This window comes from Corallococcus sp. NCSPR001 (genome assembly GCF_017309135.1).
Lineage (GTDB): Bacteria > Myxococcota > Myxococcia > Myxococcales > Myxococcaceae > Corallococcus.
This window is the reverse complement of the sequence record NZ_JAFIMS010000002.1, coordinates 6134466-6147253: the sequence shown is the minus strand read 5'-3', so window position 1 is coordinate 6147253 and position 12788 is coordinate 6134466. Positions and strand designations below refer to the sequence as shown.

At 68.6% G+C, this 12788-nt stretch carries 10 protein-coding genes; 9 read left to right on the top strand and 1 reads right to left on the bottom strand.

The features are described 5' to 3' along the window. The first annotated feature begins 13 nt into the window (after positions 1-13). The 6 genes from JYJ93_RS26505 to JYJ93_RS26480 all read left to right on the top strand — a co-directional run bounded on the left by JYJ93_RS26505 (position 14) and on the right by JYJ93_RS26480 (position 5598). Positions 14-1156 carry a tetratricopeptide repeat protein gene (locus JYJ93_RS26505; RefSeq protein ID WP_206796274.1) on the top strand — a complete coding sequence of 381 codons (1143 nt, stop codon included), beginning with the start codon at positions 14-16 and terminating at the stop codon, positions 1154-1156. A 2-nt stretch (positions 1157-1158) separates the two neighbouring features. Next, complete coding sequence (locus JYJ93_RS26500; protein WP_206796272.1) at positions 1159-2487, top strand: AHH domain-containing protein; 1329 nt, start codon at positions 1159-1161, stop codon at positions 2485-2487. A 13-nt stretch (positions 2488-2500) separates the two neighbouring features. Then, entirely contained in the window at positions 2501-3067 is a 567-nt protein-coding gene (locus JYJ93_RS26495) for a DUF1629 domain-containing protein (RefSeq protein WP_206796262.1), read from the top strand. 128 nt (positions 3068-3195) lie between these two features. Further along, complete coding sequence (locus JYJ93_RS26490) at positions 3196-4524, top strand: AHH domain-containing protein (protein WP_206796260.1); 1329 nt, start codon at positions 3196-3198, stop codon at positions 4522-4524. Between the two features lie 77 nt (positions 4525-4601). Further along, positions 4602-5099, top strand: coding sequence for a DUF1629 domain-containing protein (locus JYJ93_RS26485; RefSeq protein WP_330166735.1), 498 nt, complete (start codon positions 4602-4604; stop codon positions 5097-5099). Between the two features lie 37 nt (positions 5100-5136). Beyond that, entirely contained in the window at positions 5137-5598 is a 462-nt protein-coding gene (locus tag JYJ93_RS26480) for a hypothetical protein (protein ID WP_206796256.1), read from the top strand. A gap of 44 nt (positions 5599-5642) precedes the next feature. Here JYJ93_RS26480 and lexA read toward each other — a convergent pair whose 3' ends face one another. Next, positions 5643-6311 carry a transcriptional repressor LexA gene (gene lexA, locus JYJ93_RS26475; protein ID WP_128796693.1) on the bottom strand — a complete coding sequence of 223 codons (669 nt, stop codon included), beginning with the start codon at positions 6309-6311 and terminating at the stop codon, positions 5643-5645. A 195-nt stretch (positions 6312-6506) separates the two neighbouring features. Here lexA and JYJ93_RS26470 point away from each other — a divergent pair, with 195 nt between their 5' ends. The 3 genes from JYJ93_RS26470 to JYJ93_RS26460 are packed head-to-tail and all read left to right on the top strand — an operon-like array spanning position 6507 to position 12684. Beyond that, complete coding sequence (locus JYJ93_RS26470; RefSeq protein WP_206796254.1) at positions 6507-9845, top strand: response regulator; 3339 nt, start codon at positions 6507-6509, stop codon at positions 9843-9845. After that, entirely contained in the window at positions 9842-11680 is a 1839-nt protein-coding gene (locus JYJ93_RS26465) for a sensor histidine kinase (RefSeq protein ID WP_206796253.1), read from the top strand. Before JYJ93_RS26470 ends, JYJ93_RS26465 begins: the two co-directional genes overlap by 4 nt. 32 nt (positions 11681-11712) lie before the next feature. Next, complete coding sequence (locus tag JYJ93_RS26460) at positions 11713-12684, top strand: FecR domain-containing protein (protein WP_206796251.1); 972 nt, start codon at positions 11713-11715, stop codon at positions 12682-12684. Positions 12685-12788: the final 104 nt, after the last annotated feature.

Below are 12788 nucleotides of genomic sequence, written 5' to 3'. Positions count from 1 at the left end.
TCCGGAGCCTCTCATGTCCTCGCGTCTGCGTGCCCTGCCGCTCATCGCCCTGCTGGCCTCCGGGGCCTGCACTGAAACGCCGAAGCTCGACCCGAAGGACCAGGCGGAAGGGCTCTACCTCCAGGCCAACTCCGAGTACCTCAAGGGCAACTTCGACGCCGCGCTCAAGTCCTTCGACGAGATGAAGGCGCTGACGCCGGGAGACCCGCGCCTGCCCGCCGCGAGGGGCGAGGTGCTCCTGTCGATGAGCCGGCTGGAGGAGGCCGAGAAGGAGTTCGAGGCTGCGCTGCGGTTGGACGCGAAGCGCTCCACCAACTGGAGCCGGCTGGGGTTCATCCAGGCGCAGCTGGGCAAGAAGGACGAGGCGCGCCAGTCGCTGCAGAAGGCGCTGGCGCTGCATCCGAAGGACTTCAACGCGCTGGAGCAGTTGGGAGAGCTGGCCGAGGAGCGCGGCGACCACGACGAGGCGGTGCGCGACTTCACGCAGGCGGCCGAGGCCGCGCCGGACGCGTCGAAGGCCGACCTGCTGGTGCGAGCGGTGGACGTGCTGACGAAGCAGGGGCGGCAGGACGAGGTGCTCGGGCTCTTGCGCAAGGTGACGGGGCAGGGCGTGAGGACGCCGGAGGTGCTGACGGCGCTGGGAGACGCGGAGGTGCGCGCGGGCCGGTTGCCTGAAGCCGCGGCGGTGTACGAGGAGGCCGCGAAGAAGTCGCCCAAGGATCCGACGCTGTGGGAGCTGGTGGCGGAGATCCAGCTCAAGCTGAACAAGCGCGAGGAGGCGCTGAAGGCCTACGGTGAGTCCCTGAAGGTGAAGGACCGCGCCGTCGTCCACGTGGCGCTCGCGAAGGCACACCTGACGGCGAACGACCGCGCGGCGGCGGAAGGCGAGCTGCAGAAGGCGCTGGAGACGGTGTCGGGAGCGGACGTGGGGGAGATGCAGGAACTGGCGGACCTGCTCTCGGCGATGGGGCGCAAGCAGGACGCCCTACGCATCCTGACGAGCCTGGGCTCGGAGCCGGGGCACGCGAAGAACATGGAGTTGCAGCTGTCCACCGCGAGGCTCGCGCGAGACCTGAAGGACACGGCCGCCGTGCAGGCCGCGTGCGCCCGCGTGGCCGCGGCGGCAGCGGATGGTGGCGTGGTGAAGTGCCCGTAGGCATGCGCAGTGGGTGGCAGTGCCTGCTGTTGCTGTGCCTCCTGACGGGCTGCGCGTCCGTCCGGGTCGTGCGCCTGGACACAGGGCGTGCGGATCCGGTCGTCGTGACGCCCCGGGTGGAGGAAGAGGCTCCGCTGGAGGACGCGGAGCTGACGAAGGGCGAGTTCAAGAAGGCCGTTTCGGAGTTCGCACGGGAGGTCCGGCCGTTCGCGCATCCGCTGCGGGATGCGAGGACGTTGTTCGGCATGCCGGAACGCAGTGGCGTGTTCGGGTACGAAGCGAGCACGCATCGGATCCGCCCTCTTGGGGAAGCGGAAGCGCGGGAGCTGCACCTCTTGGACGACGCGTCGGCGGAGCTGACGCGTGCCTATGGGCGCTGGTGCGAGCGCAAGAAGCAGGGGCGGGACTGCCTGTCGTTGCAGGAGGAGGGGCCGCTGCTCGGAAGCGACGGGCGGTATGCGCTGGCCCTGGCGTTGGCGATGGACTCGGTGTGGGAGGAGACGGCGGAGGCGCTGCGGGGCGTGGTGAATCCGCAAGCGGTCCTGGCCACCGTGACGGCGTCGGTGACGGTGTACCTGCTGTTGTGGTCATTGCCCGAGCCCGTGTCCAAGGGCCTCGCGGCGCTGATGACCGCGACGGCCATCGCATATCTGGGCGTGGACACGGTGTGGGGACTGCTGAACGGGTGGTTGACGCTGGTGAGGCAGGCGGACCGAGCGCTGACGTTCGACGATTTGCGCGAAGCAGGGGAGGGCTACGGGAAGGTGCTGGGGAGGAACGCCGCGCGGGTCTTCGTGATGCTGGCCACGGCGGCGGTGGGCAACACGGTGGGGCTCGCGGCTAAGACCCCGGTGCTCCCTGGCTCTGCGCAAGCCGCGCTCGCAGTGGAGGCTCAGGCGGGCTACTCGTACGCGGGAATCGGAGGTGTGCGGTCCGTGGCCATGACCGCGGAGGGCTTCACCATCGCGCTGGCGCCCAACGCAGTCGCCATGTCGTCAGACGGTGGCAGCCAGAAGCACCACCTCGCGACTCTCAGGAACAACGTGTCCACGCATCGTGGAGGCCCGTGGACGCCGCGCTTCCAGCGCATCTTCAAGAAGGCCGGGATGGAGCTGAAGGACGCGGAGAACATCGTCGAGGTCCCGGGCCATCGAGGTCCTCATCCCCAGCGGTACCATGAACTCGTGATGGAGCGGCTCAACAGCGCCACGGCGAATTGCAGGAAGGTCGAAGACTGCCGTGCGGCTCTGACAAGGGCCCTTGAAATCCTGGCCAGGGACGTCAAGAAGCCTGGGACAGAACTCAACCTTCTTGTCACCCGAGGCGGCTGAAAGCCCAGAGCCCATGACACGTCGTTACTTCAAGCTGTCCGAAGACGTTCAGGCTGGGACCTGGTACCTCGGCGACCCTGTCGATGAGCAAGGCCAGGAGGTCGAAGATCCCTGGCAGTTCCGTGCGGGGCATCCGGTGTCGGTCTCTGGCCGGTTGACCGTGCCCATTGATCAGCAGGGACGTGCGCTGGACTTCTCGAACGCGGGAGTCGGACTGACGCCGGTTGTCCATGTGAAGGTGGCGTCCATCTTCTCCGAGCTCGCTCCTGCGGATGTTCAGCTCATTCCCGTCCGCATCAAGGGCATGCCAGACCAGTACGTCATCCTGGTGGCCACGAAGTGCATCCTCTGCATTGATGAGCCGGCCTCTGCCGTCCAGTTCTGGACCGCTGAAGATGGACTGCCGGAGAAGGTTGGGACGTATTACGCGGTGGATGATCTTCACATCGACGTGAAGAAGGTCGGCACCACGAAAGTGTTTCGGACCGAGGGCTGGAAAATCGCCCTCATCGTCTCCGAGGACATCAAGCTCGCCCTCGAACGCATCCGCGCCACGGGAATGCGGTTCACCGAAGTCTGACTGCGGGCGTTGCAGGGAAATCTTCAGGGGTGATGGCTCATGCATTGGATAGGTCTACTGTTCCCGGGACTGGTGCTGACGAGAGCAGGTCGGACCTATGTGGTGATGAAGTGCCCGTAGGTGCGCGGATGCTTCGTGGCTGGCTCTGCCTTCTTCTCCTCCTGACAGGCTGCGCATCCAACCGGGTCGTGCGCCTGGACACAGGGCGTGCGGATCCGGTCGTCGTGACGCCCCGGGTGGAGGAAGAGGCTCCGCTGGAGGACGCGGAGCTGACGAAGGGCGAGTTCAAGCGGGCCGTTTCGGAGTTCGCGCGGGAGGTCCGGCCGTTCGCGCATCCGCTGCGGGATGCGAGGACGTTGTTCGGCATGCCGGAACGCAGTGGCGTGTTCGGGTACGAAGCGAGCACGCATCGGATCCGCCCTCTTGGGGAAGCGGAAGCGCGGGAGCTGCACCTCTTGGACGACGCGTCGGCGGAGCTGACGCGTGCCTATGGGCGCTGGTGCGAGCGCAAGAAGCAGGGGCGGGACTGCCTGTCGTTGCAGGAGGAGGGGCCGCTGCTCGGAAGCGACGGGCGGTATGCGCTGGCCCTGGCGTTGGCGATGGACTCGGTGTGGGAGGAGACGGCGGAGGCGCTGCGGGGGGTGGTGAATCCGCAAGCGGTCCTGGCCACCGTGACGGCGTCGGTGACGGTGTACCTGCTGTTGTGGTCCTTGCCCGAGCCCGTGTCCAAGGGCCTCGCGGCGCTGATGACCGCGACGGCCATCGCATATCTGGGCGTGGACACGGTGTGGGGACTGCTGAACGGGTGGTTGACGCTGGTGAGGCAGGCGGACCGAGCGCTGACGTTCGACGATTTGCGCGAAGCAGGGGAGGGCTACGGGAAGGTGCTGGGGAGGAACGCCGCGCGGGTCTTCGTGATGCTGGCCACGGCGGCGGTGGGCAACACGGTGGGGCTCGCGGCGAAGACCCCGGTGCTCCCTGGCTCTGCGCAAGCCGCGCTCGCAGTGGAGGCTCAGGCGGGCTACTCGTACGCGGGAATCGGAGGTGTGCGGTCCGTAGCCATGACCGCGGAGGGTTTCACCATCGCGCTGGCGCCCAACGCAGTCGCCATGTCGTCAGACGGTGGCAGCCAGAAGCACCACCTCGCGACTCTCAGGAACAACGTGTCCACGCATCGTGGAGGCCCGTGGACGCCGCGCTTCCAGCGCATCTTCAAGAAGGCGGGCATGGAGCTGAAGGACGCGGAGAACGTTGTCGAAGTCCCGGGCCATCGAGGTCCTCATCCCGAGGAGTATCACCGCACGGTGTACAAGCGCTTGTACGAGGCGACCGAGGACTGCCGCACGGTGACGACCTGCCGAACGGCAATCGAAGAGGCCCTTCGGCGATTGGCCAGAGAGGTCGCGACTCCTGGATCCGACCTCAACCTTCTTGTGACGCACGGTGCTCGACCCTGACTGTCGCCATGACCTCACGATTCTTTGAATTGTCGGATGACGCTTCTTGGCCCGGGCGCTGGCACCTGGATGACCCCATGGATACAGGTCTGCAGGAACTGGAGGATGCCCGGATCTTCAATCGCGGGCATCGCGTGCCGATCGAAGGGCGCCTTCGGATCCCTGTCGAACAGCCCGGACAGGCGCTCGACTTCACCCAGACCGCGTCGATGGTTCCGGTGGTCGGTCGTCGTGTCGCCGCGATTTTCACGGACATGGCCCCCAATGACGTTCAGTTCGTTCTCGCCAACGTCGAAGGGGAAGAAGATCCCTTCCGAATCCTGGTGGCGACCCGGCTGATCCGCTGCATCGACGAGTCGCGCTCGAAGGTCCAATTCTGGACCGCCGAGAATGGACTGCCTGAGAAGGTCGGGAAGTACTACGCCGTGGACGACCTGCACATCGATCCAACCCGGGTTGGAGAGTCCAAGGTGTTCCGGCTGGAGGGATGGGCTGGGACCCTCATCGTCTCGGAGGACATCAAGCTCGCCCTGGAACGCATTCGCGCCACGGGAATGCGGTTCACTGAAGTGTGATTGTCGCGCCGTGCCTGGAGTCCGAGGGGGGAAACCCATGCTGCGCCTGTGCGGTCTGCTGGTCCTGACGCTGACGCTCGCGTGCGCTGAACGCCCGCCTCCGCCTGCTCCCCGGACCTGGCCGCGCTCCCAGAACTCCGGGCTCGGCACCGTGACGTCGGTGGAGCGCGTTCACATCACCCAGGGCTTCCAGGTCCTTCGCGGCGCGACGCTAGAAGAGGTCACCGTCCACGAAGGATTGTTGATCAAGCTCCAGGACCTGAGTCCGGTGGAATTCCTGCCCCGTGCCATGTCGCCCCCTTCGCTAGTGCTGGGGGACAGCTTCGCGGAGATGATCGACGGCCTCGACTGCGGCGTCTGTCCCCAGGGCCAGACCTGCACCGCGGACAACACCTGCTGCACGCCCGCGACCTGCGCCTCGCTGGGCCGCTCCTGCGGAACCGTGGTTCCGGACGGCTGCGGCCATGCGCTCGACTGCGGTGCCTGCCCCGTCCGCTGACCGCCCGGGCTCACCGTGCCCGGGCGGAGGTGCCATGAACTGCTTTACGTCCGGCCGCCCTGCAGCTTCCGGTACACGCCCACCACCTGCCCCAGAATCATCGTGGAGCGGAAGTCCGAGCGGTTCACGTAGATGGGCTGCATCGTCGCGTTCGCCGGCTGGAAGCGGATGCGGTCCTGCTCCGGGTAGTAGCGCTTCACCGTGGCCTCGTCCTCGATGAGCGCCACGACGATCTCCCCCGGCTGCGCCGACGGCGTCTTCTTCACGAAGAGGTAGTCCCCGTCGTGGATGCCGTCGTCGATCATCGACTGGCCCTTGACCCTCAGCGCGAACACCTCCCGGCCGTTCACCCCGCCCAGGAGGAAGCTGTCGATCTTGACCGAGTCCTCCATGTGCTCCTGCGCCAGCGCCGGCGCACCCGCCGCCACCTTGCCCAGGAGGGGGATCTCGATCATGCCGGAGTCCCGGCTCTTCATCCCCAGGCCCAGGAGCAGCCTCGCCCGCTTGGTGGGCACCAGCGAGCGGCTCTGCTGCTCGCCCCGCGTCAGGTAACCCTTGCGCTCCAGGGCCTTCAGGTGATCGTTCACCCCGTTGGTCGACCGGATGTCCATGTGCTCCCCAATCTCCCGGATGGTCGGGGGGAAGCCTCGGACCTCCGTCTCCTTCACGATGAAGGTCAGGATTTCGCGCTGGCGCTCCGTGAGCTCTTCCATGGCCGCACTCCTTCGCTCGGTCGCCCGCCTGCTCTGGCGGTGATGGGCAACAGAATTTCAGTGGCCCATGCTCCCTGAACATACGTGTAGAGTCAATCTGTTCAGTACCCCCACCCATACCCGCCGTGCTGCCCCCACCCGGCCCTCTCGCGGCTTGAGGAGGCGCGTTGATCTCGGCGTACACTTGGCGCCGCCGTGTCCGACCTCCGCCATACGCTGCTCTTCGTCGATGACGAGGCCGACGTCCTGGACATCCTCAGCCGGATGTTCCAGCGACGCTACCGCGTCCTCACCGCCCCCCACGGCAAGGCAGCCCTGGAAATCCTGCGAACCGAGTCCGTGGACGTGCTCGTCACGGACCAGCGCATGCCGGAGATGACCGGCATCGACCTGGTCAACGCCGCCAGGGCCGAGGGCATCGACGTCACGACGCTCCTGCTCACCGCCTATACGGACCCGCAGGACATCATCGCGGCCATCAACCAGGGCCAGGTGTACCGCTACGTCACCAAGCCCTGGGACGTGAACGACCTGCTCATCACCGTGAAGAACGCGGTGGAGTTCGCCCAGCTCAAGAAGGACAAGGAGAAGCTCATCCGCCAGTTGCACCAGCGGGTGGAGGCCCTCTTCGTCCTCTACGAGGTCAGCCGCGCCAGCGCGAACGACCCGGCCAGCTACGACGCCATCATCGACCGCGTGCTCACCGCCGTGGCCCGCGTGCTGCCGTACGACTGCGGCGCGGCCCTCATCGCGCCGGACGGCCAGCGGGGCGCCACGCTGCGCCTGCGCTGCGTGGGCAACGTGGGGGAAGAGGCGCTGCTGGGCGTCAAGGAGTCCATGCTCGGCGCGTACCGCAAGAGCAGCGGCCTGACGCTTCCGGAGGACCGGGTCATCACCCGCGTCACCGGCACCACCACCCAGGACTCCGCGTCCCCCGTCGTCTACCCCAACCAGCTCACGGTGAACCTCACCGCCGCGGGCAAGCCCGTGGGCATGCTGTCGCTGTTCTCCCACCGCGCGGACGCGTTCACGGAGGACGACGGGCTCTTGCTGGACGTGCTCGCCAACCAGACGGCGGACGCCATCCAGTCGCTGCGCTCCGCGGAGGAAGAGGCCCGCCACCGCATGGAGCGCATGGTCGCGTCCATGGCGGACGGCGTGGTGCTCACCGACGAGAAGAACGACATCGTGGTGATGAACCCCGCGGCCCGCCGCATCCTGCACGCGGGAGAGGAGGGGCAGGGGCCCTCCAACCGGCTCCTGGAGGAGCGCCTGGGCTTCCAGCCGTTCCAGTTGGTCCGAAACCTGGAGTACAGCGGCCACCAGGTGCTGCGCGAGGACGTGAAGCTCTTCGACCGCACCGTGCAGACCACCGTGACGCCCGTCAACGACGCGCGCGGCACCCTGCGCGGCGTGTGCGTGGTGCTGCGCGACATCACCGACCAGAAGCGGCTGGAGGAGCGCAAGGACACCTTCGTCTCCATGGTGAGCCACGAGCTGCGCACGCCGCTCACCTCCATCACCGGCGCGCTGGACCTGGTCCTCAACCGGATGGCGGGGGACATCAACGAGCGGCAGCACCGCTACCTGTCGCTCGCCAAGGACTCCGCGGAGAAGCTCAACAGCATCGTGGACGACCTGCTGGACCTGTCGAAGTACGCGCAGGGCCGGCTGAAGATGAGCTTCGAGCGCATCTACCTGGAGGAACTCGTCCAGCGCGTGGTGGAGAAGTACGGGCCCGCCTTCGCGGAGAAGCGCATCCGCGTGGTGCCGCTGCTGCCGCAGCACCCGCTGCGCGCCATGGTGGACCCCAACCGCGTGAACCAGGTGCTCAACAACCTGCTCAACAACGCGGTGAAGTTCACGCCGGAGGGCGGCGAGGTGCGCGTGGAGCTGCGCGCCACGTCCAGCCTGCCCGGCTACGTGGTGCTCTCCTGCTGGAACAGCGGCGACCCCATCCCGGAAGAGAGCCTGGAGCGCATCTTCGACCGCTTCGAGCAGGCCCGCACGCAGGCCAACCGCACCGTGCGCGGCACCGGCCTGGGCCTGCCCATCTGCCGCAACATCGTGGAGGCCCACGGCGGCCGCATCTGGTCCGAGCCGTCCCAGACGGGCGTGCGCTTCATCGCCGTGCTCCCCACGGAGCCGCCCCAGGACGTGCTGTCCCAGGCGGCCGTGGACACGCTCTTGCCGGCGCCGCAGCCCATCCGCGCGGACTCGCGCGGCAAGGTGCTCATCATCGAGGGCGAGCCCGAGGTGGGCCACATCATGAAGGCGCTGCTCGGCGCCCGGGGCTACCGGGTGCGTCTGGCGGCCTCCGCCGAGGAGGGGCTGTCCGCCGCCCGCAACCTCCACCCGGATGTGGTGCTGGTGTCGGTGCGCCTGCCGGACGTGGACGGCCTGCGGCTGGCGGAGATCCTCCGGAATGATCCGGAGACGCGCCGCTCGCCGCTGCTGCTCACGTCCGCGTTCGACGAGCGCCAGCGCGCCTTCCGGGCCGGCGCGGACGCGTTCCTCGTGCGCCCCCTTGCGGGCGACAAGCTGCTCGCCACGGTGGACTCGCTCGCGCGGGGCCGCGCCGGGGCGCAGCACGGACGCGTGCTGGTGGTGGATGACGACGTGAAGATCGCCTTCATCTGCCGCGAGGTCCTGGAGGGCCTGGGCTTCGAGGTCGGCGTCGCGCACAGCGTGGAGGAGGGCCGGCGTTCGCTGCGCGAGCGCAGGCCGGACGCGGTGCTCCTGGACGTCACGCTGCCGGACGGCGACGGGTTCGCGTTCCTGGAGGAGATCAAGGCCGAGCGCGCTTCCGGCCACATCTCCGTCATCTTCATCTCCGCGCGCACGGAGACGTCGTCCAAGGTCCGGGCGCTGAAGCTGGGCGGGGACGACTACATCACCAAGCCCTTCGACGCGCTGGAGCTGGGCGCGCGCGTAGAGAGCATGCTGCGGCGCAAGGAGCAGGAGCTGTCCTCGTCGCCCACCACGCAGCTGCCCGGCTCCACCGCCATCGAGCGCGAGGTGCAGCGCCGCCTGGGTGCGCGCCAGCCGTTCGCGTTCTGCTACCTGGACCTGGACAACCTCAAGGCCTACAACGACTACTACGGCTTCGCGAAGGCGGACGGCGTGGTGCGCCAGACGGGCGACCTGATGCGGGAGGTCTTCCAGCAGGAAGGCGCCCCGGGGGACTTCCTGGGCCACGTGGCCGGGGACGACTTCGTCTTCATCACCTCCGTGGAGTCCGTGGACCGGGTGTGCCAGCGGGCCATCGAGCAGTTCGACCGCATCATCCCGCTCTACTACGACCGGCAGGACCGGGAGCGCGGCCACATCGAGGCGGAGGACCGCTTCGGGGAGAAGCGCGAGTTCCCCATCATGAGCGTGTCCGTCGTGGCGGTGATGACGGACGGCGTGTCGCACGACCACGCGGAGCTGGCGCGCCGGGCCGCCGACATGAAGAAGAAGGCGAAGGCGATCTCCGGCTCCGTCTTCCTGCGCAGTGACTTAGAGCGCGTGGTCCGGTCCGTCACCGGATGAGGCTCTACCAGCAGCTCGTCCTCTTCATGCTCGCCGCGACGGTGCTGCCCCTGGCCATCGTCGGCTTCCTGCTGCTGTCGCGCTCGGAGCACGCGCTGGCCCAGCGCATCGATGAGCAGCAGCGCGCGCTCGCCACCGCCACCGCCGAGGCCGTGGAGGCGAGCCTGATGGAGGTCGTCAACGGCCTCGCCCGCTCCGCGGAGCTCTTGCCCTGGGAGCGCGCCACGCCCGACGAGGTGCGCGGCATGCTGATGCTCCTGTATGGCCAGTCCACCTCGGTGAGCGCGGTCATCCAGGCGGACGCGAACGGGCAGCCCCTGGGGCCCGCGGTGTTCCGGAGCGCGGAGCCGCTCGAGCGCCACCCCGCCTTCGACGCCGCGCGCGTCCCCCAGCTGGCGCACGCGGTGCCGGTGGAGAACTTCCGGGACGGGGGCAAGGGCCAGGCGGCGCTGGGGACCGCGTACGTGCACGCGGGCTCGGGCGTGGCCGCCGTGGCGGTCGCGGTGAAGCTGGGCGCCTCGGAGGATGCGCCGTACGCCATCGCGGAGCTCGTCTTCACGCAGCTGGAGGCGCTGCTCGCCCGGCGCGCGAACGACGGGCAGCGGCTGGACGTGGTGGACTCCGAGGGGCGCGTCGTGGCCAGCTCCCAGGCCACGCGCCGCATGGTGGCGCTGGAGCCGGAGCTGCGCGAGGCGCTGAAGTCCGCCCTGAACGCGGAGGGTGGGCGCAGCTTCCAGCTGAAGGACCCCGCGCGCCGGGTGAGCGTGGCGTGGGTGAACACGCTGGAGATGGGCGTCGTCGTGACGGAGGACGAGGCCCTGGCGCTGACCCCCGTGCGGGAGCTGCGCACCACGGTGCTCGCGTCAGTGGCGGGCGCGCTGCTGGTGCTCCTGGCGCTGGGGGCGCTCTTCACGCGGCGGTTGGACCGGCGGCTCGCGGAGGTGGTGGTGGGCGCGGAGGCCTATGGCCGCGGCGAGCTGGATCGCCGCCTGCGCGTGGAGGGCCAGGACGAATTGAGCGAGCTGGCGTCCACCTTCAACCGCATGGGCGCGGAGCTGGAGGCGTCTCGCGCGCGGCTGATGAGCTGGAACGACGACCTGCGCGTCCGGGTGGAGGAGGCCACCGCGGAGCTGCGGCAGGCGCAGTTGCAGCTGGTGGAGGCCCAGAAGCTGGCGGCGGTGGGCCAGCTGGGCGCGGGCGTGGCGCACGAAATCAACAACCCGCTGGCCGGCATCCTGGGCAACGTGCAGCTGCTGCTCCTGGACCGGGCGCCGGACGACATGGACTTCGAGACGCTGCGCAAGATTGAACAGAGCGCCAAGCGCTGCAAGGACATCACCCAGAACCTGCTGCGCTTCTCCCAGCAGCGCGAGCGCCCGGACCTGCGGCCCGTGGACCTGAACGCGGTGGTGCGCGACGCGCTGAGCCTCACGGAGAACCAGACGCGCGGAGAGGGCATCGAGCTGGTGACGGAGCTGGGCGCGGAGGTGCCTCGCGTGAAGGCGGACCCCGGTCACCTGTCGCAGGTGGTGCTGGCGCTCCTGTCCAACGCGCGCACCGCGATGCTGAAGACGCCGGTGAAGCGCCTCACCCTGCGCACGGGCGAGCGTGACGGAATGTGCATCCTGGAGGTGGAGGACACCGGCCGGGGCATCGCGGAGAGCATCCGGCCGCGCATCTTCGAGCCCTTCTTCACCACCAAGGACATCTGGTCCAATGTGGGCCTGGGCCTGAGCGTCGCGTGGCGCATCGTCACGGAGGCCGGGGGGACGCTGGAGGTCCGCTCGGAAGAAGGGCAGGGGGCCCGGTTCACCGTGGTGCTGCCCCGGGCATGAAGCCCGGCGCGTGTGGTAGCTAGGGCCATCGCATGGCTGCTCCCCCATCCCGCAGGCGACAGGCGCCGTTCCTCATCGGACTCGTGCTCATCCTGGCCGCGCTGCCGGTGGGCTGGTTCGTCTTCCTGCGGGAGCCCCCCGCGCCCTTGCCGCCCCAGGCGCCTCCGCGCCCCGCCGTCACGCAGGCGGAGGCGAAGAAGGCCGTGGAGCTGGTGCTGAGCTCCTTCGAAGGCACCGTGGAGGTGAGGCACGGCGAGGCCGGGGCCTGGGAGCCCGCCAGGAAGGACATGCCGCTGCGGCCCACGGACGTGGTGCGCACCGGTCGTGGATCCTGGGCCGTGGTGCTCAACGGTGAGTCCGTGGAGCTGCGCATGGAGGCCGAGACGGAGGTCTCCGTGGCGGAGCTGTCCGACCAGCTGTCGGAGTTCCTCCTGAACAACGGCATGGCCACCGCCACCGTGCGAGGCCGGCCCAACGTCCGCCACACCTTCATCCTCAAGGCGAAGAACGGCGACGCGGAGGCCAGCACCTCGCAGGGTACCTTCACCATGAGCAACAACGGCAAGGGCACCGTGAGCGTGGGCACGCGCGAGGGCGACGTGAAGCTGACCGGCAAGGAAGGCAAGTACGTCATCGTGCGCGCCGGCCAGCAGTCCATCGTCCGCCCCGGGCGGGCCCCCACCGAGCCGGCTTCCATCCCCAGCACCGTGTTCCTGAAGATGGATTGGCCCAGGGGCAAGACGCAGCGGAATCAAGAGGTCGCCATCGCCGGCCGCACGGAGCCGGGCAGCCGCGTGACGGTGAACGGCGCCAGCGTGCTGACGGACGAGGAGGGGAACTTCAAGCTCGGTGTCCCGCTCGAGAAGGGCAAGAACACCGTCCATGTGAGCGCCGTGGGAGTGGGTGGCGCGCGCCAGGAGGAGAAGCGCGAACTGGTCCTGGATACACGGCCGATTGTCGAGGTCGAGGACCCCTGGAAGACCACCGGCGGTTCCACGCCCTGATCCACCGGGCGGGGCCTCGGGTCCTGGGAGAAGAGGCCCACCTCATGGGTGGGCCGGCGGAGCGGGAGCCTCCCGGGTGACGAAGGGGACCGCCTTCGTGCGGC

Bases quoted from the DNA above. Each gene is read 5' to 3' on its own strand.
- JYJ93_RS26505 (WP_206796274.1), top strand. From the start codon at position 14: ATGTCCTCGCGTCTGCGTGCCCTGCCGCTCATCGCCCTGCTGGCCTCC.
- JYJ93_RS26500 (WP_206796272.1), top strand. From the start codon at position 1,159: ATGCGCAGTGGGTGGCAGTGCCTGCTGTTGCTGTGCCTCCTGACGGGC.
- JYJ93_RS26495 (WP_206796262.1), top strand. From the start codon at position 2,501: ATGACACGTCGTTACTTCAAGCTGTCCGAAGACGTTCAGGCTGGGACC.
- JYJ93_RS26490 (WP_206796260.1), top strand. From the start codon at position 3,196: ATGCTTCGTGGCTGGCTCTGCCTTCTTCTCCTCCTGACAGGCTGCGCA.
- JYJ93_RS26485 (WP_330166735.1), top strand. From the start codon at position 4,602: ATGGATACAGGTCTGCAGGAACTGGAGGATGCCCGGATCTTCAATCGC.
- JYJ93_RS26480 (WP_206796256.1), top strand. From the start codon at position 5,137: ATGCTGCGCCTGTGCGGTCTGCTGGTCCTGACGCTGACGCTCGCGTGC.
- lexA (WP_128796693.1), bottom strand. From the start codon at position 6,311: ATGGAAGAGCTCACGGAGCGCCAGCGCGAAATCCTGACCTTCATCGTG.
- JYJ93_RS26465 (WP_206796253.1), top strand. From the start codon at position 9,842: ATGAGGCTCTACCAGCAGCTCGTCCTCTTCATGCTCGCCGCGACGGTG.
- JYJ93_RS26460 (WP_206796251.1), top strand. From the start codon at position 11,713: ATGGCTGCTCCCCCATCCCGCAGGCGACAGGCGCCGTTCCTCATCGGA.